Origin of the sequence: Glycomyces arizonensis DSM 44726 (assembly GCF_000482705.1) — a bacterium.
Lineage (GTDB): Bacteria > Actinomycetota > Actinomycetes > Mycobacteriales > Micromonosporaceae > Glycomyces > Glycomyces arizonensis.
On the sequence record NZ_AXWO01000014.1, the window covers coordinates 20,864 to 39,714 of the forward strand.

The window sequence follows — 18,851 nt, forward strand, 5'->3', positions numbered from 1 at the left end:
GGACCTCCTTTCGGTGTTCACGGGGGCGCTACCGCTGGGGGACGCCGTCGACGACCGGGATCGCCTCGCCCTCCCAGGGCACGTCGCGCTCCTCGCAGGGCGGGAAATCGCGTGACGGCGAGGGCGTGTCGGGGCCGAAGGCGCCTCCGAAGGACTGGTCGACCTGCGGGATGATGGCCACGGCCTCTTGGACGATCTCGCCGTCGTCATCGACGACCAATTGAGACAGTCCGACATCGACGATGCCGCTCCGGTTCTCGTCGAGGCTGACCTGCCCGTACGGCAGGTCGAGAGTGAGATCCGAGAGGGCCGCGTGCAGCGCGGTCGGGTCCGAGACGTCGCCTTCCACGGCCTCGAGCCCCTCGATCAACGCCACGCCGGCCGAGTAGTAGCCGTAGAAGAACCCGAAGGCGGCGGCCGTCGACGGCGGCGCGGGCTCGTTGCCGCTCACGCCGCCGGGCAGACTCTCCCACGTCTCGTCGGCGCTGGCCAGGTACTCCTCGATCGCCGGCGTCGTGACGTCTCCGGGCAGCGTGGCGAAGCCGCCGACGTAGGCGCCGGCGATGTCGGTGCCGAGCGCCTGTGCGAGGTCGGGGTTGAAGAACAGGTTGCCCGCGTGCTGATCTCCGGTCAGGTCGCCCTTGGCGTTGACGAATGCCTCCAGCGCCGCCTGGGTGCCGGTGCCGCCGACCGCCCAGAAGTAGCCGTCCACCTCGTCCGGTCCGGGCAGCTGGGCGATGTAGGGCGAGTAGTCCGTGGTCCCCAGCGGCGGGAACACCCTGGTGTCCACCTGGCCGCCGACGCCGCAGAACTCGGCGATGAATCCGGCGGCGGAGGTGTGGCCGAAGCTGTAGTCGTCGGCGATGACGGCGACGGAGTCCCAGCCCTCCTGGTTGTGGAGGATGTCGCCGAGTCCGGCGTTCCACATCGCGCCGTCGCCGAAGAAGCGGAAGTAGTTGGGCGCCTGGACCTGGAGCGTCTGCTCCTGGGATCCGGAGATCCCGGACAGCACGGTGAGGTCGGGGTGCTCCGCGGCGTATTCGGCGACCGCGATGCCCTCGTCGCCGGAGAGCGGTCCGATGATCACGTTGGCGCCCAGTTGCTCGACGAGGCGGCGGACCTCCTCGAGGATGCGGTCCGCCGTGTCGTCCCCGCAGCCGATGCCGACCAGCTCGATCGGCGTCCCGGCCACTTCGGCGCCGGTGAACCCGTCGAGCGCGCTGGTCGCCGATTCGACCTGTGCTCCGGCGTGGTTCACCATCGCGAGCGAGGTCCCGCCGACGACGTCCTCGTGGAAGCCGCCGAAGGGGCCCTCGCATTCGCCGAGGATCCCCAGCCGGACGCCGTCGCCGCCGCTCGCCGGTCCGGCGCCCTCGTCGGCGGGAAGCCCGGTCGAGTCGCCGCCGTCGGTGCAGCCGGCCAGCGCCAGCGCGGCGGCGGCGAGCAGTGCGGCGGTCCTCCTCGGTCTGTCGAGTCTTCGCATGGGGGTCTCCTCCACATTAAATAGGGGAATGCTCATTCATCGATAAGTTCGGCACGGGTGAGACGCCCGGTCGTTTTCGCCGGGCGTTCCGCGCCGGGCCTGCGGGGCCGTGGCAGGCGCCGCCGGAGCCGATCGGCGATGCCGGCCAGCCCCTGGGGAGAGAGGACCATGATCAGCAGCACGATCGCTCCGATCACGGTGTTGAACCGGGCCTCGGTGATGCCGATGCGGTCGATCAGCGGCAGGTCCCGCAGGTAGGTGAACATCAGGACGTACACGAACGCGCCGAGCCAGGCGCCCTCGAAGTGCGACACGCCCCCGATCACCGCGATGATCAGCAGGATCAAGGTCGGTCCGATCCCGATCGAGGCGGGGTCGATCTGCCCGTTCCACCACACGTTCACCAGGCCTCCCAGCCCGGCGACGAAGCCGCCCAGCGCGAACGCGAGGGTCCGGTGCAGCGGCACGTTGAACCCGAGCGAGGCCATGCGGACCGGGTCGTCCCGCACCCCTTGGAGGGCGAGCCCGAACGCGGTCCGCCCGAGCGCGCGGAATCCGATGTAGGCGAGCACCGACAGACCCAACGCGGTGTAGTACAGGCTCACCGGCGCCGCCAAGAGCTCCGGCCGCTCGATGCTGGTGATGCCGCTCGGCCCCGAGATCTCGGTGATCTGGGCGAACACGAAGTACCCGATGACGGCGTACACGAGGGTGAGCATGAGGTAGTACAGGCCGGTGGTGCGGCTGGCGAGCGCCCCCAGCGCGAACGCGGCGGCGGTCGTGACGGCGAGCGCGGAGGCGACCGCGGCCCACGGATGCCACCCGAGATTCAGACCGCGCGATCCGGCTTCCAGGGCGGCGTTGCCGTACATGAACCCGGCGACGCCGAACAGCAGGAACTGGGCGAGCGAGACCATGCCGCCGTACTTCGCCAAGAACACGATGGTCGCCGCGGCCAGGCCGAGCATCAGGGTCTGGGTCATGACGAAGTTGATGAAGAACGCCGGTGCCATGCTCGGCAATGCGGCCAGGAAGGCCACCAGCGGCAAGAGCGCCGCGGTCCGCCGGTTCACCGTCGATCCGGTCCTCATGCCGGCCTCCCGTAGAGTCCGTAGGGGCGGACCGCCAGCACCAGTGCGAGCAGGCCGAAGGTCAGGATGATCGCGTAGAACGAGTACTGGCTGGGAAGGTAGACCGGCGAGAACGCCACGACCGTCCCGTAGAGCAGCGATCCGGCGGCGGCGCCCTTGAGGGAGCCGAGTCCGCCGATGATCACCACGACCAGCGCGTTCAGCAGCCACGCGCCGTCGGTTCCCGGCGCCGCGCCGGCGAAGGAGGCACCGAGCACGCCGCCGACCCCGGCCAGGAACGCCCCGGCGAAGAACACCACCGCGAACACGAGCCGTATGTTGATGCCCAGGCCGCGCACCATCTGGCGGTCGTCGACGCCGGCGCGCACGATCATGCCGAGGCGGGTCCGGTCCAACCACAGCCACAGCAGCACGCCGATCACCACGGCCACCCCGAGCATGAACAGGCGGGTGGTGGCGTAGCGCTGGCCGAAGATCGTGATGAAGTGCGTCACCGCGCCGGGCCAGACCATGCGCTGGGCCAGCCCGCCGAACTCGCGCAGCATCTGGTCGGCGAGCACCACGGTGATCGCCAGTGTGATCAGGGCTTGGCGCAGTTCCTGGCCCTCGTTCCACTGCAGGAAGGCCTGTTGGATGACCGTGCCCACGACGGCGGCGGCCGCCGCGCCCACGAGCATGGGCACCAGCCAGTCGGCGATGCCCACCTCTGCGGCGTCGATGTTGCGCGTCTTGCCCACCATCGCCTGTTGGACGCCGATCGCCACGTACGCCGCCAGCAGGAACAGCGAGCCATGCGCCATGTTCACCGTCCGCATGAGCCCGAAGATCAGGGTGAACCCCGAGGCCGCCACGAACAGCAGCCCCGCGAAGGTCACCGCGTCGAGCACGGTCACTGCGAACGCGCCGGGGTGCTCCACCGCGGTTCCGGCGGGGGTGTCAGTGGCGAGGAACAGCACCCATACGGCCGCCGCGACGGCCACCGCGGCGGCGCACAGCGCCGGCAGCCGTCGACGGGTTGCGATCATGTCGGTCCTCCGAGGGGGTGGTCGCGCTCCCAAGAACGCGACGCATACTCAGCAACAAGCACCGACAGCGTATAAACATTAGACGTATTATGTCAATAGTTCTCGCCATGATCGCCATAAAGAGCCTGATATCCCGGTTCAATGCGACGAATGGCGGCCGATCGCGGCAATAGTTTCAGCTATCATCTGATCTTTAATGCTGCGAAGCCTCCGCGTGGACAACCTCGAAGTCCTGCTCGACGGTTCTCGGGGAGGGCCGCGGGAGCGAGCAGAGGGCGCTGTCGTCGAATCCGGCGGCGGAGACATCGACCTGGACGTCGATGCCGTTCCTGAGGGGCGTCGTGGAGGATCACGGTCCTTACCGATCCCTGGTGTGAAGGCCCCGTCCTTCAGGGCGGGGATGAAACGCCTTACCACTATGCGGGGCGTTGCTGCTGCTCGATGTACTGGCGGATGATCGACAGGGGAGCACCGTCGCAGGAGGCGGCGAAGTATGACGGGGCCCAGAAGTGCCCGTGCATGATCGCCAGGGCGTGGGCGAGTTTGTCGTCTGACGGCTGTGCCGGGATTTTGACGATTAGTACGGGCCCATGCGTGTATCGGGTTATACGCACCTGACGGTGTTGAGATCGGTTGGGCCGCAATAGCAATGCGGACACAGCTCAGGCGATCATGTGAGTGTCGAATTCGCATGTGCACCAAGGAGAACCGTGTCCGCTGCCCTATCCTCTCCCATCGTCTCCTCGTTCGCGAAACTGGGCCCGGTCGATGTCGATGACGTCGCTGACCTGTGCCACTACCTGTCATAGGTCCCTGATCCGCGAGCGAAGCGCGGCCGGTGGTATTCGCTGGGGAGCCTGCTCGCGGTGTGCGCGGCGGCGGTCTTGGCCGGAGCGACCACAGTCGAAGCGGTCGCCGAGTGGGCCGCCGACGCTCCCGCGCAGGTGTTGAAGGCCCTGGGTGTGCGCCGTCATCCGCTGCTGTTGCGGCGTTCGCCCTCACGGCGGTGTCTGGTCGCGGTCTTGTCCAAGATCGAGGGCGATGCGTTGGACCGGGCCGTATGCGCCTGGCTGGCCGACCGGGCCGCCCTCGCCCGAACCCGTGCCGAGACCGACGAGGGCGAGATCGGCCCCGACCTGGCGGCGGTCGCGGTCGATGGCAAAACCCTGCGCGGGTCCAAGGACGCCGATGGGCACCGGGTGCATCTGCTTTCGGCGATCGACCACGCGCAGTCACACACCCTCGCGCAACGCGATGTCGGGGCCAAGACCAACGAGACCGGCGAGTGCTGCCGGCTCCTGGCCTGGCTCGACCTCGAAGGGAAGGTCGTGACCTTCGACGCGCTCCACACGGTGAAAGCCCAGGCCACCTGGCTGGTCGAGACGAAACGCGCCCATTACGTCGCGATCGTCAAGGCCAATCAGAAAAACTTGTACCGCCAGCTCAAGGCCCTGCCCTGGGCCGCGATCGAGCGCGGCGCCCACGAGGCGGGACGTGGCCACGGCAGGGAGGAATCGCGTTCGATCAAGGTCTGCGGCATCGACCCAGCGGCCGGCGGCCTGCCCTTCCCCGGCGCGGTGAGCGCGATCAAGCTGCACCGCCGCCGCAAGGTCAAGGGGAAGAAGGAAACCCGCGAGACGGTCTACGCCGTGACCACCATCGACACCCACCAAGCCACACCAGCCCAGACTGCCGGCCTGGTCAAAGGCCATTGGGGAATCGAGAACAAGTGCCACCACGTCCGCGACACCACCTTCCGCGAAGACGCTTCCCGGCTCAGAACCGGGACCGCGCCCCGCGCCATGGCCTCGTTCCGCAACCTCGCCATCGGAGCACTCCGCCTCGCGGGCGTGACCAACCTCGCCAAAGCCACCCGGCATAACACGCCAGACGCCAACAGACCCATGCCATTCATCGGAATGACGACATAACCACCAAGAAGCAAACTCACCCGCGCCCTGGTCGAGGTAGTCGAGCGCCTCGGCCCTGAACGCGCTGTTGGAGGGGTTGGCCAGCGTCTCGCGCAGATCGGCCTCGTTCGCCGCGAGGAGCTCGGAGAACCGCACCACGGCCTCACGGTCGGGTTCGGGCGCCGTCGCGGGCCGGAAGCCTCGTCTGGGGTAGAGGTGCGCCCGCAGCGCTTCCGGGAGTTCGAGAAGCGACTCGTCCGGCAAGGGGTTCCGTTCTTCGTTCACCCCCGCAACTCTAGGGAGCGGGTGTGACACCGACGGCGGCCGACACGAAGTTCTGGACCGCGAGCCCGGCGGCCTGGACCAGCATGCCCATCGTGGACTCGCCGGAGGAGGCCTGCCAGTTCGTGTTCGTCACGAAACTGACTGCGGTGTTCCAGGCTCGGCTCGGCGCCGTCGAGGCCGCTGCTCAGCGGCAGGTGTCGCTGGAGCCGTTGGAATGCGAAGAGCAGCAGGACGCTCACGGCCGAGAAGGCGAGCCCACTGCGCGCGTACCCCGCCCAGTGCTGCTCGGTGCCGGCCCGCGCGCCGGTGACGCGGTAGATCCCGCGCTCGACCGTGCGGTGGTGCTTGCGAGTGAGGCGGGCCCGCGCCGCCGCCGCGGCGCGGGCCTTGTGGATCAAGCCGCTTGCGGTGCGGTCTGCAGCGGGACGGCGGCGGGTCGTTTGCAGGTGCTCGCCACGGTGAGCGCGGCGTCCTTCTCGGCAGCGGCGAGCAGCGAGGTCATGATGTCGAGGACGTGGTACGCGAGGTCGCCGTCGGCGCGGAACGGCTGGCCCGCCGGGGCGGCGGCGAGGTCGGCGAGGCCGTAGCCGCGGGCCGAGTCGAGGTAGCCCGCGCTCGGTTCCAGGGTCTCCCATTCGCCGTTGAGCGGGTGGAGGCGCACCTCGCCGTGGAAGCCGTTCGGGTCGGGGACGATCAGCGAGCCGGTCTGGCCGTGGACTTCGATGTTGGCCGCGCGGGTGGCGACGGCGTCGAAGCTCATGACCAGTGTGGACAACGCGCCGTTCTCGTGGCGGAGCACGCCGGTGACGTGCGTGTCGACGTTCACCGGAACGGTCTCGCCTTCGCGGGGGCCCGAGCCGATGACGCGGGTGCCGCGGGTGTGGCTGGCCGCGCCGATGACGGAGGCGACCGGGCCGAGGAGCGTCACGAGCGCGGTCACGTAGTACGGGCCCATGTCGAGCAGGGGCCCGCCGCCGGGCTGGTAGTAGAAGTCCGGATTCGGGTGCCAGCGTTCGTGCCCGGGGGTGACCATCGTGGCCGTGGCGGCGACGGGGGCGCCGATGCGGCCGTCGTCGATCGCCTTGCGGGCGGTCTGCACGCCGGTGCCGAGGACGGTGTCGGGGGCGCAGCCGACGCGGACGCCGGCCTCGCGGCCCGCCTCGATGACGGCGAGGGCGTCCTCCAGGGTCGCTGCGAGGGGCTTCTCGCCGTAGACGTGCTTGCCGGCGGCGATGGCCTTGAGCGCGATCTCGGCGTGCGCAGCCGGGACGGTGAGGTTGAGGACGAGGTCCACCTCGGGGTCGTTCAGGAGTTCGTCGACGGCGAGGGCGCGCACGCCCCGCTCGTCGGCGACGGCCTGGGCGCGGACGGGGTCGAGGTCGGCGATCGCGGTGAGGCGGACCGCGTCGAGCCGTTCGAAGGTGGAGAGGTACGCGCCCGAGATCGCCCCGGCGCCGACGATGCCGATCCTCAGCGGCCGGCCCACAGGAGGCCCCTCTCGATGATGGTGCGGACGTTGGCGTCGGCGAGGACGCCCATGTCGTGGCCGGGGGTGGCGACGAAGATGCGGCCCTCGCCCCACAGGCGGGTCCACACGGCCGGGCAGGTGATCGGCGCGTGCCACGGGTGGTGGTCGGTGACGGGGATGGTGGTGGTCGCCAGGACCTCGTTGTACTCGTCGGAGAGGACCCAGTACTGCTCGGTGGTGAGCTCGAAGTCCTCGATGCCCTTGACGATGGGGTGGTCGGCCTTCTCGGGGACGATGTTGACCGTGTAGTGCGTGAAGCAGTCGGTCTCGTCGCCGTTCAGCTCGTCCTCGGGGGCGCGGGTGGGGTGGGTCGCGAACTGGCCGCCGATGAGCTGGAGGTAGTCCGAGCTGCTGCGGTAGGAGTCGGCGATGCCGCCGTGCCAGCCGGCCATGCCGGTGCCGTGCTCGATCGCGGTGCGCAGGCCGTTCAGCTCGTCGCGTTCGATCGTGTTCATGGTGTTGGTCTGGACGACGAGGTCGACCGAGGCCATGTATCCGGCGTCGGCGTAGACGGCGGTGGCGTTCTCGACGCGGACCTCGTACCCGTTCTCGGTGAGGAACGGGATGAACGAGTCGGTGGCCGCGACCGGGTGGTGGCCGTCCCATCCTCCGCGCACGATGAGGGCGCGTTTGGTTCCCTGTGCAGACATGTGCGGTGCATGCTCCTATAAAGTTGCGCAAAGTTCACGCCATTGAGCGCGATGCCGGTTTATTTCTACCGCAATCGTCCGACTACGGCAAGGGCGATTGTGACTTGAAGTTGCGCAACTTTTCGCATAGATTCGGTGCATGAAGAACGGACGGAGGACGACCCTCGCGGACGTCGCGGCAGCGGCCGGGGCGACCGTGCCGACGGTCTCGAAAGTCCTCAGCGGACGGTCTGATGTGTCGGACGCGACCCGCGCCAAGGTCATGCGCGCCGTCGCCGACCTCGGATACGAGGGCCGCTCCGGTCGCGGCGCCGCTCGGCGGACCGCGAGACCGGCCATGGTGGACCTCGTCATGAGCGGTGTCGAAGGCACGTGGGCGAACCGGGCACTCAGCGGCGTCGAGCGCGCCGCCACCGCCGCCGGGGTCGCGCTCGTCGTCTCGGTCGCGCATCGCGACGACGACGCCTGGCTCACCAGGCTGCTCGACCGGAACCTGCGGGGGGCGGTGCTCGCGCTGGTCGACGCCACGCCGGAGCAGTTGGCGACGCTCAACGCCGCGAGCGTCCCGGTGGTCCTGCTCGACCCGGTGACGCGGCCGCCGGGGACGGTGGCGAGCGTCGGGGCCACGAACTGGGCGGGCGGGCGGGCCGCCGCCGAGCACTTCATCGGGCTCGGCCACGAACGGCTCGCCGCCGTCGGCGGGCAACGCAGACACCTCTACAGTCAGGCCCGCATCGACGGCTTCCGTTCGGCCGCCGCGGAAGCGGGCGTCGCGGTGCGGGAGGAAGCGGTCGCGCACACCGACTGGAGGCGGGCGAGCGCCGCCGCGCACGCGGCGGCGCTGCTGCGCCGGGAGGAGCCGCCGACGGCCGTGTTCGCGTGCTCGGACACGATGGCCGCCGGCGTGTACGACGCCGCCGAGTCGCTGGGGCTGCGCGTCCCCGAGGACGTGAGCGTCGTCGGGTTCGACGACCTGCCGGAGGGGCAGTGGCTGCGGCCGTCGCTGACGACGGTGCGGCAGCCGATCGTGGAGATGGGCGAGGCGGCTTTGCGGATGCTGCTGCGGATCATGGCCGACCCGCCCGAGACGGCACCGGGGGAGGAGCTGGCGACCTCGCTGATCGTGCGCGAATCGACCGCGCCCCCGAAGGGCTGAACTGGAACCGGTCGCGATAGCCCATGGCGACTTCGGTGCAGCGGACACCGACACCGTAGCCGCGTGCGGTCGAGAGATGAGGAGGTCTCTGCGGTCAACGGCCCCGCGGTGTCGCCGTACGCCGACGAGCCGGTGCCGGAGCCTTCCAGAGCTGCCGACGCCGCCACCATGCCTGGGCGAGGTCGACGATGGTGCTCCGGCGCTCACGGCTGAGCGTCCGCTCGAAGTTGACGTTGAAGTGCGCCAAGGGCGGGAGGGTGCTGTCGAGGCGGAAGACCGTTGCGATGAACCGGCCCCGCTCCTCGTCGACGAGTTCGTAGACCGACACCACCGCCGACATGCGCTCGCCGGATTCCTGGACGACGTCGGGGACGGTTATCCGCACTCCCAGCCCCTCGACCTCGAAGTCCCGATAACGCTCGTACAGCTTGACATCATCAAGACCGAATACGTCGTTGACGGAGTCGGTCATAGGCCAGCTCCTCCTCGTCTCCCGCCGGAAGCCGCCCGAACAGCCCGAACCACCAAGGGCACGGAAAACTCTCGCAAAGGCGGCAGCTTGTTCACAACGTCAGTATTCCACCAGGCCGCTGCCGCCGACGCTCCAGGTCAGAGCCGGTCAATGCAATATGCATAAGCAATCGGCGACTCGCCTGCGCACCGGCCTGCACCTCGGGAAACCACAGCCGGTGACCGAATCCGATACCGTACCAGCGCTCGGTTGCGGACGGGACCGGAACCGGCCGCCGCCGACCCGTCTTTACCCGCCGGTGGAGATGTCACCCGGCAGTGCCTGTTGTTATTCGTGGTTTGCTTTGGCATGCACGGGATTCCTGTGATCGAAGTGGTTGATCCCACAGGCCGCCAGTGTGACCGAGGCCGTACGATGTGCACAACGTTCCTTCAACGATGAGGTTGAGCCGATGACTGAGAACGACGAACAAGTGGACGTCACCTCCTTCGACGTCAGCAGACCCACGATCGCCCGCGTCTACGACGCGCTGCTCGGCGGCAAGGACAACTTCGCGGCCGACCGCGAAGGCGCCGCCGCCTATCTCAAGTACGTGCCGAACGCCGGCGACTGCGCCAAGGAGAACCGCCAGGCCCTCGTCAAGGGCGTGAAGTACATGGCGAGCAAGGGCATCGACCAGTTCCTGGACATCGGGGCGGGTCTGCCGACGATGGAGAACACCCACCAGGCCGCTCAGTCGATCAACCCCGACGCCAAGGTCGTCTACGTGGACAACGACCCGATCGTGCTGGCGCACGGACGGGCCCTGCTGGCCAAAGACCAGTCGACCACCGTCGTCACCGCCGACCTGCGCAACCCGCAGGACATCCTCGACCACCCGGACGTGAAGGCCATGCTGGACTTCACCCGGCCGATCGGGTTGATGACCGTGGGCCTCCACATGCACTTCCACGACGACGAGCAGCCCGACGAGTGGGTCCGAACCCTGCTGGACGCCTGCCCGTCCGGCTCGTACCTGTTCATCACCGACTTCGTCGACACCGGCGAGCCCCTCCAGAAGGGCATGGAGCAGGCCGGCCTGGAGAGCCTCGGCAACGGGTGGATCCGCACGCCCGAGCGGATCACCGAGCACTTCCTGGGCCTGCCGCTGGAGCCGCCGGGCCTGGACTTCCTGGCCCGCTGGTTCCCCAGCGAGCCCGACCGCGAGGTCCCGGCGGCAGAGGACCTCGAGCCGTACCAGCGCATCCTCATGGGCGGCATCGCACGCAAACCGTGAGAACGGCCACCGAAGGCGCGCGGCGGTCAGCCGCGCGCCTTCGTGCTGAAACCTGGGACGCCACTTGGGCGACGGCCCCTTCGCCGCGTCGGAGGCTCGCCCGCTCGCGGCCGAACGGGGGATGCGGCTCGGTCGACCGTCCAAGAACGACTCAACCGGTCGTATGAGAACCGCGCCGAGAGCCCCTCGGCCGGGGCATGCGGGGAACACCGGGGGACCCGCGGCTTGCGGCGTTCTTGTAATGTTGCTGGCGCGGATGCGTGCCGAGGCGGATCCGACACCGGTGATCGAAGCGATGGCGGCCGTCGATGAACCAGGTGACACCTGGGGCAGCGACGGGTCGACCGCCTCCTCGAACTCGCCACAGCCCGCACCCCCGACCGAGTAGTAAAGCGAGAAGCAGCCCGTTCGCCGAACTGTGACCGGGCATGCGCTCGCACAGAAGGACAGTGATTGCGCATGGGTCTGTTCGACAGCCTTCGCGGGGAATTCATCGACATCGTCGAATGGACCGACGATTCCCGCGACACGATCGTCTGGCGGTTCCCCCGCCACGACAACGAGATCAAAATGGGCGCGAAGCTCGTCGTGCGCGAGTCCCAGGTGGCGGTGTTCATCAACGAAGGGCGGCTCGCCGACGTCTTCACACCCGGCACCTACACCCTCGAGACCCGCAACCTCCCCGTCCTCTCGACGCTCAAGGGCTGGAAGTACGGCTTCGACTCCCCGTTCAAGGCCGAGGTCTACTTCGTCAACACCCGCCAGTTCACCGATTTCAAGTGGGGCACCAAGAACCCGGTCCTGGTCCGCGACCCCGAGTTCGGCGCGGTGCGCATCCGCGCCTTCGGCGCCTACGCCATCCGCGTGGTCGACCCCGCCGCCCTGCTTCGCGAGTCCGCCGGCACCGACGCGCAGTTCCGCACCGAAGAGATCGAGACCTGGCTGCGCGAGAAGGTCATCGGCGCCTTCGCGCCCGCCATCGCCTCCGCCCGGATCCCGGTGCTCGACATGGCGATCCACCAGGATCAGATCGGCCGGCAGCTCAAGTCCGCGATCTCCGAACAGCTCGCCCCGCTCGGACTCGAGGTCCCCTCCTTCACCATCTCCAACATCTCCCTTCCCAAGGAGGTCGAGGAGGCCATCGACAAGCGCGCCTCCATGGGCATGATCGGCGACCTCGGCTCGTACACGCAGTACCAGGCCGCGAACGCCCTGGAGGACGCCGCCCAGCACGGCGGCGGGGCCGCCGACGCCATGACCCTCGGCGCCGGGATGGCCATGGGCAACCAGATGGCCGCCAACATGGCCGCGCAGCAGCAGGTCCAGCAGCAGCCCCCGCAGGCGGCGGCCCCGCCGCCGCTCCCGACCGCTCCCGCGTGGTACCTCGGCATCGGCGGCCAGCAGGCGGGGCCGTTCGACGTGCCGACCCTCCAGCAGAAGGTCGCCGGCGGCGAACTCACGCGGGAGACCCTCGCCTGGAAGCAGGGCCAGGCCGCCTGGACCCCCGCCGGGCAGATCCCCGAACTGTCGGGCCTCTTCGGCATGATTCCCCCGCCCCTGCCGTCGTAAGCCCCTCGAACAGGAGAGACCCGTGACGAATCCGGCCCCCACCAATCACCAGACCTATCCGTGCGGGGACTGCGGGGCGCACCTCCAGTTCGCGCCCGGCACGACGTCCCTGACCTGCCCCTACTGCGGTGCGCAGCAGGCGATCGTGCCCCAGCGGCGGCAGGTCGTCGAGCACTCGTACGCAGAGCTCGGCGCGAAGCCCCGCCGGAACCCGCAGCAGGTGCCGCCGAACCTGTTCGTGTGCACCGGATGCCAGGCCCACACCGAGTCCGACGCCTGGTCGGACGTGTGCCAGTTCTGCGGTGCGCCCGTCGTGACCGACCAGTTCAACCCGGACCTGGTCGCCCCCGAGGGCCTCGTCCCGTTCCAGATCGACAAGAGCGGGGCGCGCAAGGCGCTCAAGGAATGGGTGTCGAGCCGCTGGTTCGCCCCGAACTCGTTCAAGAAGGTCGACGAGGCCGAATCGCTGAAGAGCACCTACCTGCCGCATTGGACCTGGGACGCGGGGACCACGACGGACTACCGCGGGGAGCGGGGCGAGCACTACTACGTCGAGCGGGACGGCAAGCAGGAGCGGAGGACCCGGTGGTACCCCGCGCACGGCACCGTCGAGCGCGACTTCGACGACGTGGTCGTCCCGGCCACCGCCCACGTCGGCGGCGACCACCTCGACGGCCTCTCCAGCGACTGGAACACGAAGGAGGCCGCGGCGTTCCAGCCGCAGTACCTCTCGGGGCACTTCACGCAGCGCTACGAGATCGGCCCCGACGCGGCGCTCGAAGCCGCCAAGCAGAAGATGGCGCCGGTGATCCGCGAGGACATCAAGCGCCACATCGGCGGTGACGCGCAGCGCATCCACGACGTGGACACCAGGTACGAGAACCTCACCTACAAGCTCCTGCTGCTGCCGGTCTGGCTCCTCGCCTACCTGTTCAACGGCAAGTCCTGGCAGGTCCTGGTCAGCGGCCAGACCGGCAAGGTCAGAGGCGAACGGCCCTGGAGCGCCTGGAAGATCACCTTCGCGGTCCTCGTCGCGCTCATCGTCATCGCGGGCGTCGTCTACCTGATGGCCATCCGGTAGCGGGAGCGGGCGTCGCCGGGGCCGGATCGTCCGAACGGTCATGGCCTTCGCGGTTCGACCCGCCTACCGCACTGTCGAGCGCGGCCGCGGCGCCTTGGTCTCCACCGGCGTCATCCGTTGCCGAATCGCTCGGCCGCCCGCGCCTTCGCCTTGGCCGCCTCGACCTCCCGGTCCCGCGGCGGCGCCGTGGTCACCAACGAGTCCAGCAGGTCCCGGGTGGCGTCGGCGACCGCCGCGACCGCCTTGTCGAAGGCCTCCCGGTTGGCCCGCGACGGTCGAGACGAGCCGCTGATCTTGCGGACGTACTGGAGCGCCGCCGCGGCGACTTCGTCGTCGGTGGCGGACGGCTCGAGATTGAACAGGGTGCGAATGCTGCGACACATGCCTCCAGGGTCGCACGGCGCCGAACCGGCGGGGACCCGATCACCGCCCCGACGGCGTCGGCGGATCCTCGGACGCCCGTCTACCCGCGGATGAGCGATCGGTGTTCCGCGCTCACGCCGTTGCGGTGTGCGCCGGCCGGCCGCCGTGCAGCGCGACCAGTTCGCGCAGCCTGGCCGTGGTGCCGGTGCCCGGCTTGGGGCTCTTGACGATCAGCTGGAGCTCCGGCGCCTCGGCCGATTGCAGCACCACCTGCTCCAGCCGCAGCGTGCCGACGTCGGGATGCTCCACGACCTTGTCGACCCCCGCTCCCCGGTGCACCACCTCGTGCTCCGCGAGCCACGCGGCCGCCTCCGGGAAGGACGCGCTCAGCCGGTCGAGCAGGCGCTCGATGCGGCGGTCGGGACTCCTGGCGAAGGACTCGCGCAATTCCCCGAGCATGCGCCGGGCGTGCGACTCCCAGTCGACGGTCTCCTCACGGATCCGCTTGGAGGAGAAGAAGACCCACGCGCCGTTGCGCTCCTCGGGAGGGAACTCCGCATATCGGTACAGCGCCTCGGCCGCGGCGTTCCACGCCACCAGGTCCCAACCGGCGTCGACGACGATCCCGAGCGCGGGCTCCTGGGCGTGCATGAGCCGCAGCAACCGCTCGGGCGCGGCGGCGCTCCCGTGTCCCGGGGCGGGCGGGAGCTGCCCGGCGAGCCGGAACAGGTACTCGGTGCCCGCATCGTCCAGCCGCAGCGCCCGGGCGACCGCCGACAGGATCTCGGGGGAGGGGTTGATGTCCCTGCCCTGCTCCAGCCACGTGTACCAGGTCAAACCCACATTGGAGAGGACCGCGACCTCTTCGCGCCGCAGCCCGGGCGTCCGGCGCCTCGCGCCCGGAGCGAGCCCGACCTCCTCGGGCGTGAGCCTCCGGCGCCTGCTGCGCAGGAACGCCGCCAGCGTGCCGCGCCGTACCTCGTCCATGTTCCGCTCCCTGGTGGTGGGACTACCAGTATCGAGCGCGCCCGCTCCGCATCCGCTTGTTCGGCGAGGCTTGAGCCGACCGTCTCGACTGTCAATCATGAAGGAGCGAAGTGGTGCGGAAGCGACTGGGACGATCGGTGGTCGCCGGATCGGCTGCGATGGGCGGCCGCTCATGCCCGCTGGGGGGTGTCCATGTCTAGCGTTCCGAACTCTGCCGGTTGGACTCGGCTGCCAAGCGGGGCCGAGGCGTTCATGGCCGTGCCGTCGACGGGGGTCCCCGCGGCGACCGTGGTGGTGGGCATGGAGTTGTTCGGGCTGACCCCGTGGGTGCGGCGGGTGTGCGAGCGGCTGGCGGGCGCCGGGTATGCGGCGGTGGCCCCCGACTTCTACTGGCGCCAGGCTCCCCGTGCCGAGCTCGGCTACGACGATGCGGGCCGCGAGGAGGGGTTCCGGCTGCTGAACGGATTGACCCCCGAGGGCGTGGCCGCCGACACCGAGGCCGCCTTGGCGCTCGGCGCGGCCCGAGGGGCCGCCCGAGCCCGCGCCTTCGCCGGGTTCTCGCTGGGAGGGCATCTCGGGATCCTCGCGGCCACCCGCCTGCCGTTGGACCTGGTCGTCAGCTGCTACGGCGGCTGGACGCTGGACGGCGGCATCCCGCTGGCCGAGCCGGAGCCGCCGCTCTCGCCCGGAGGCGCGGCCGCCATCGCCGGACACGGCACCGCGTTGCTGATCCTGGTGGGCGCACAGGACTTCCTGATCTCGGCCGACGAACGGCGACGGACGGGGCAGCGGCTCGACGAGGCCGGTGTGCGCCACGAACTGGTCGCCTACCCTCGGGCCGCGCACGGCTTCCTGTGCGAGGACCGCCCGGCAGGCTACGACGCCGGTGCCGCCGGGGACGCATGGGAGCGGATCCTCAAGGCGCTCGAGCGGCCGACCCGTCGGCCCTTATCGGATCACCAGGGAGAACGGCACCTCGTGGTGTCCCGTCGCGGCGGAGTCGGGGTCGGCGATGATGTCGAGCACGCGGTTCGCGAGCGCCTCGCGGCCCGGTGCGACGGTGGAGAACGCCGGGATGGAGTACCGGCCGTCGGCGATGTCGTCGAAGCCCATCACGCGCACCTGGTCCGGGACGGCCACCCCCCGCACTCCGAGCGTGTAGAGCGCGCCCAGCGCGAGCGAGTCGTTGAAGCACAGGAGCCCGTCGAACTCGGCTCCGGATTCGAGCAGGCGCTGCGCGGCGACCGCGCCCTCAGCGCGGTTGAGCTTGCGGACGTGCCCCGTCAGCGTGTCGTCCATGGCGATGCCCGCCTGCCGCAGCGCCAGCGCGTAGCCGTCGAAGCGGTCGCGCGACGTCTCGATCGCGCCCTCGTCCTGGACGCCGATCGCGGCGATCCGGCGGCAGCCCTGGGCGATCAGCTCGGCGGTGGCCGCCGCGGCCGCGGCGACGTTGTCGATCCCCACGTGGTGGTCGCCGACGCCCGCGACGCGCTCGCCGTGCTCGCCGACGAGGACGAGCGGGATGTCGCGGCGGCGCTCGGCCACGTCCTCGGCCTTCAGGCGGAGCGGGCTCATGATCAGCCCGTCGAGGGCGGGCAGTCGGACGCCGTCGAGCGCCTCCACCTCCCGCTCGCGTGCGCCTCCGGTCTGCGTGACGAGCACGGTGAGGTGCCGGTCGTGCGCGGCGTCGACGAAGACGGCGGCGAGCTCGGCGAAGTAGGGCTCGGCGAGGCTCGGCAAGGCGAGCGCCAGCGCTCCGCTGGAGCCCCTGCGCAGCTGGCGCGCGGCCAGGTTCGGCCGGTAGCCGAGTTCATCGATCGCCGCCAATACCTTCTCGCGGACCTCCGCGCCCACCCAGCCGGTGCTGTTCACGACGTTGGAGACGGTCTTGGCGCTGACGCCCACGCGCGCGGCGATGTCGGCGAGGGTGACGCGGGCTCGGGCCATGGGACTCTCTCCGTGCGGATGGGGCAGGGTCGACGGTGTCGATGATAGCCTCCGGGGCTGATACATTCAACGTTGAATTAAGCCGAGCAGGGAGTAGCGAACATGAACAGCCAATCGCCGACATTCGACATTCGAGCGAGCCGCCAGGAGGTCGCCCGGCCGCGCCCGCAGATGCTGCGCGAGTCCTTCCTCGACCTGAGCGGCCAGTGGGGCTTCGCCCATGACGACGACGACCGCGGCCTCGCCCAGCGCTGGTTCGACGGCCGCGAGCTGCCGCAGGCGATCACGGTGCCGTTCCCCCCGGAGTCCCCGGCGTCCGGCATCGGCGCGACCGGCTTCCACCCCGTCGTCTGGTACCGGCGCGAGCTCACCGCCGACGATCTGGCCGCCGTCGGCCACGAGCGAGGCAGGCGGCTGCTGGTCCACTTCGGCGCGGTGGACTACCGCGCCCGCGTCTGGCTCGACGGGCAGCTGGTGGGGGAGCACGAGGGCGGGCATACGCCGTTCGCCCTCGACCTCACCGATGATCTGAGAGCCGCCGGGCCGCACGTCCTGGTGGTCCGTGCCGAGGACGACCCGCACGACCTCGCGCAGCCCCGCGGCAAGCAGGACTGGCACGAGGCGCCGCACGCCATCTGGTACCACCGGACGACCGGCATCTGGCAGCCGGTGTGGCTGGAGTCGGTGGCACCGCTGCACGTGGAGCGTCTGCTGTGGACCTGCGATCTCACTGACGGCACCGTGACGGCGCAGGTGGACCTCAGCCACCGGACCGACGCCGAGGTGCGCGTCCGCATCGAGCACGAGGGCGCCGTGATCGGCGAGGCGGCGGTGCGCGCCACGGGCGCTCAGGCGAGCGTGACCGTGCCGCTCGCGGGGCAGGAGAACGGCCAGGAGTACGAGCGGCTGCTGTGGCGGCCGGGGTCGCCGACCCTCCTCGACGCGTGGGTCAGCGTCGAGGCCGAGGGCCGGACCGAGGACGCCGTGGCGAGCTACCTCGGGCTCCGCTCGGTCCGCGTGGGCGGCGGCCGGTTCCTGCTGAACGACCGGCCCGTGGTGCTGCGCTCGGTGCTGAGCCAGGGCTACTGGCCCGAGTCGCACCTCGCCGCCCCCTCGGAGCACGCGCTGCGGCGCGAGGCCGAGCTGATCGGGGAGCTGGGCTTCAACGCCGTGCGGCTGCACCAGAAGATCGAGGACCCGCGCTTCCTCTACCACGCCGACCGGATCGGCCTGCTGGTGTGGGGCGAGATGGCGGCGACCTACGCCTTCTCGCGTACCTCCGTGGGCCGCACCGTGGCCGAGTGGACCGAGGCGGTGCGGCGCGACGCCGCCCACCCCTCGATCGTGACCTGGGTGCCGCTCAACGAGAGCTGGGGCGTGCAGCACCTCGCCCTGCGCGATGACCAGCGCGCCCTCGCCGAGGCGCTCTACCACCTGACCAAGGCGCTCGATCCCACGCGGCCGGTCATCTCCAACGACGGCTGGGAGCTCGGCACCTCCGACCTGTGGACCATGCACGACTACGAGTCCGACGGGCGCACGCTCGCCGAGCGCTACGACGTGCCGATCGAGGAGCTGCGCGCGCACATCGGCGACACCGGTCCGGCGGACCGCCCGGTGCGCCTGCCCGGGACCGAGGACCGCGGCGAGCCGGTCATGCTGACCGAGTTCGGCGGCGTGAAGTGGTCGAAGGGCCCCGAGGCGGACGGCGCGTGGGGCTACTCCGAGGCGGTGAGCGACGAGGACTTCGAGCGCCGGGTCGGCGAGATCCTCGGCGCGGTCCAGCGGGGGACGATCGGCCACCGCGGCCGCCGGCACGGCCTGGCCGGATGGTGCTGGACGCAGCTGACCGACACCCTCCAGGAGACCAACGGCCTGCTGTCCGAGGACCGCGAACCGAAACTGCCGATCGAGCGGCTGCGGGCGCTGGTGCTCGGCCGCGAGGACTGAAACCGGGGCATTGCCCCCGCGAGGGGGCCTGTGATAGCGTCACGCGAATAGTTCATCGTTGAACTGGATCTTTCGTAG

At 70.1% G+C, this 18,851-nt stretch carries 14 protein-coding genes and 4 pseudogenes; 7 read left to right on the plus strand and 11 right to left on the minus strand.

Annotation, left to right across the window (positions count from 1 at the left end; all coding sequences use genetic code 11):
• Window positions 1–28: 28 nt before the first annotated feature.
• From H613_RS0111205 to H613_RS30025, 4 genes and pseudogenes are all read right to left on the minus strand, one after another.
• A complete protein-coding gene (locus H613_RS0111205; protein WP_169731984.1) occupies window positions 29–1,483 on the minus strand; it encodes an ABC transporter substrate-binding protein in 1,455 nt (484 codons plus the stop codon).
• 32 nt (window positions 1,484–1,515) lie between these two features.
• Window positions 1,516–2,574: a branched-chain amino acid ABC transporter permease gene (locus H613_RS26000; RefSeq protein ID WP_051393249.1), complete on the minus strand. Its 1,059-nt coding sequence runs from the start codon at window positions 2,572–2,574 to the stop codon at window positions 1,516–1,518.
• Entirely contained in the window at window positions 2,571–3,599 is a 1,029-nt protein-coding gene (locus tag H613_RS0111215) for a branched-chain amino acid ABC transporter permease (RefSeq protein WP_051393250.1), read from the minus strand. The genes H613_RS26000 and H613_RS0111215 overlap by 4 nt, the downstream gene beginning before the upstream one ends.
• A gap of 416 nt (window positions 3,600–4,015) precedes the next feature.
• Window positions 4,016–4,114: pseudogene (locus H613_RS30025) on the minus strand (transposase); the annotation flags it as partial.
• Window positions 4,115–4,420: 306 nt separating this feature from the next.
• Here H613_RS30025 and H613_RS26010 point away from each other — a divergent pair.
• A pseudogene (locus tag H613_RS26010) lies at window positions 4,421–5,530 on the plus strand (ISAs1 family transposase); the annotation flags it as partial.
• A gap of 280 nt (window positions 5,531–5,810) precedes the next feature.
• Here H613_RS26010 and H613_RS32595 read toward each other — a convergent pair.
• From H613_RS32595 to H613_RS31695, 3 genes and pseudogenes are all read right to left on the minus strand, one after another.
• A pseudogene (locus H613_RS32595) lies at window positions 5,811–6,192 on the minus strand (potassium-transporting ATPase subunit KdpA); the annotation flags it as partial.
• The gene (locus tag H613_RS31690; RefSeq protein WP_026923865.1) at window positions 6,189–7,280 is read right to left on the minus strand and encodes a Gfo/Idh/MocA family protein; all 1,092 of its coding nucleotides are present in this window, start codon (window positions 7,278–7,280) and stop codon (window positions 6,189–6,191) included. The pseudogene H613_RS32595 and the gene H613_RS31690, both read right to left, overlap by 4 nt.
• Window positions 7,265–7,972, minus strand: a complete 708-nt coding sequence (locus H613_RS31695) for a ThuA domain-containing protein (RefSeq protein ID WP_026923866.1) — start codon at window positions 7,970–7,972, stop codon at window positions 7,265–7,267. Before H613_RS31695 ends, H613_RS31690 begins: the two co-directional genes overlap by 16 nt.
• A gap of 139 nt (window positions 7,973–8,111) precedes the next feature.
• On the opposite strand from H613_RS31695, the gene H613_RS0111245 reads away from it, so the two are divergent.
• Window positions 8,112–9,128, plus strand: a complete 1,017-nt coding sequence (locus H613_RS0111245) for a LacI family DNA-binding transcriptional regulator (protein ID WP_026923867.1) — start codon at window positions 8,112–8,114, stop codon at window positions 9,126–9,128.
• A gap of 94 nt (window positions 9,129–9,222) precedes the next feature.
• Here H613_RS0111245 and H613_RS0111250 read toward each other — a convergent pair whose 3' ends face one another.
• Window positions 9,223–9,600: a hypothetical protein gene (locus tag H613_RS0111250; RefSeq protein WP_026923868.1), complete on the minus strand. Its 378-nt coding sequence runs from the start codon at window positions 9,598–9,600 to the stop codon at window positions 9,223–9,225.
• A gap of 451 nt (window positions 9,601–10,051) precedes the next feature.
• Between H613_RS0111250 and H613_RS0111255 the strand changes: the two genes are divergently transcribed.
• From H613_RS0111255 to H613_RS0111265, 3 genes are all read left to right on the plus strand, one after another.
• Window positions 10,052–10,876: an SAM-dependent methyltransferase gene (locus H613_RS0111255; RefSeq protein WP_051393251.1), complete on the plus strand. Its 825-nt coding sequence runs from the start codon at window positions 10,052–10,054 to the stop codon at window positions 10,874–10,876.
• Between the two features lie 459 nt (window positions 10,877–11,335).
• On the plus strand, window positions 11,336–12,445 hold the full coding sequence (locus H613_RS0111260; protein ID WP_026923870.1) for an SPFH domain-containing protein: 1,110 nt from the start codon (window positions 11,336–11,338) through the stop codon (window positions 12,443–12,445).
• Between the two features lie 22 nt (window positions 12,446–12,467).
• The gene (locus H613_RS0111265; RefSeq protein WP_026923871.1) at window positions 12,468–13,526 is read left to right on the plus strand and encodes a TFIIB-type zinc ribbon-containing protein; all 1,059 of its coding nucleotides are present in this window, start codon (window positions 12,468–12,470) and stop codon (window positions 13,524–13,526) included.
• A 110-nt stretch (window positions 13,527–13,636) separates the two neighbouring features.
• Here H613_RS0111265 and H613_RS0111270 read toward each other — a convergent pair whose 3' ends face one another.
• Together H613_RS0111270 and H613_RS26015 are read right to left on the minus strand one after the other, a co-directional pair.
• The gene (locus H613_RS0111270) at window positions 13,637–13,909 is read right to left on the minus strand and encodes a DUF2277 domain-containing protein (protein WP_026923872.1); all 273 of its coding nucleotides are present in this window, start codon (window positions 13,907–13,909) and stop codon (window positions 13,637–13,639) included.
• A gap of 112 nt (window positions 13,910–14,021) precedes the next feature.
• Entirely contained in the window at window positions 14,022–14,876 is an 855-nt protein-coding gene (locus H613_RS26015) for a helix-turn-helix transcriptional regulator (RefSeq protein WP_051393252.1), read from the minus strand.
• 252 nt (window positions 14,877–15,128) lie between these two features.
• Between H613_RS26015 and H613_RS32790 the strand changes: the two are divergent.
• Window positions 15,129–15,794: pseudogene (locus tag H613_RS32790) on the plus strand (dienelactone hydrolase family protein); the annotation flags it as partial.
• Between the two features lie 30 nt (window positions 15,795–15,824).
• Here the strand turns inward: H613_RS32790 and H613_RS0111280 are convergent.
• Window positions 15,825–16,823, minus strand: coding sequence for a LacI family DNA-binding transcriptional regulator (locus H613_RS0111280; RefSeq protein WP_026923873.1), 999 nt, complete (start codon window positions 16,821–16,823; stop codon window positions 15,825–15,827).
• A 102-nt stretch (window positions 16,824–16,925) separates the two neighbouring features.
• Between H613_RS0111280 and H613_RS0111285 the strand changes: the two genes are divergently transcribed.
• On the plus strand, window positions 16,926–18,773 hold the full coding sequence (locus tag H613_RS0111285) for a glycoside hydrolase family 2 protein (protein WP_026923874.1): 1,848 nt from the start codon (window positions 16,926–16,928) through the stop codon (window positions 18,771–18,773).
• The last annotated feature ends 78 nt before the right edge of the window (window positions 18,774–18,851 follow it).

What these genes read in the sequence shown, in the direction of transcription:
- H613_RS0111250 (WP_026923868.1), bottom strand. Translation starts at nt 9,600, where the DNA reads ATGACCGACTCCGTCAACGACGTATTCGGTCTTGATGATGTCAAGCTG.
- H613_RS31695 (WP_026923866.1), bottom strand. Translation starts at nt 7,972, where the DNA reads ATGTCTGCACAGGGAACCAAACGCGCCCTCATCGTGCGCGGAGGATGG.
- H613_RS0111285 (WP_026923874.1), top strand. Translation starts at nt 16,926, where the DNA reads ATGAACAGCCAATCGCCGACATTCGACATTCGAGCGAGCCGCCAGGAG.
- H613_RS0111260 (WP_026923870.1), top strand. Translation starts at nt 11,336, where the DNA reads ATGGGTCTGTTCGACAGCCTTCGCGGGGAATTCATCGACATCGTCGAA.
- H613_RS26015 (WP_051393252.1), bottom strand. Translation starts at nt 14,876, where the DNA reads ATGGACGAGGTACGGCGCGGCACGCTGGCGGCGTTCCTGCGCAGCAGG.
- H613_RS0111205 (WP_169731984.1), bottom strand. Translation starts at nt 1,483, where the DNA reads ATGCGAAGACTCGACAGACCGAGGAGGACCGCCGCACTGCTCGCCGCC.
- H613_RS0111270 (WP_026923872.1), bottom strand. Translation starts at nt 13,909, where the DNA reads ATGTGTCGCAGCATTCGCACCCTGTTCAATCTCGAGCCGTCCGCCACC.
- H613_RS26000 (WP_051393249.1), bottom strand. Translation starts at nt 2,574, where the DNA reads ATGAGGACCGGATCGACGGTGAACCGGCGGACCGCGGCGCTCTTGCCG.
- H613_RS0111280 (WP_026923873.1), bottom strand. Translation starts at nt 16,823, where the DNA reads ATGGCCCGAGCCCGCGTCACCCTCGCCGACATCGCCGCGCGCGTGGGC.
- H613_RS0111215 (WP_051393250.1), bottom strand. Translation starts at nt 3,599, where the DNA reads ATGATCGCAACCCGTCGACGGCTGCCGGCGCTGTGCGCCGCCGCGGTG.
- H613_RS0111255 (WP_051393251.1), top strand. Translation starts at nt 10,052, where the DNA reads ATGACTGAGAACGACGAACAAGTGGACGTCACCTCCTTCGACGTCAGC.
- H613_RS0111245 (WP_026923867.1), top strand. Translation starts at nt 8,112, where the DNA reads ATGAAGAACGGACGGAGGACGACCCTCGCGGACGTCGCGGCAGCGGCC.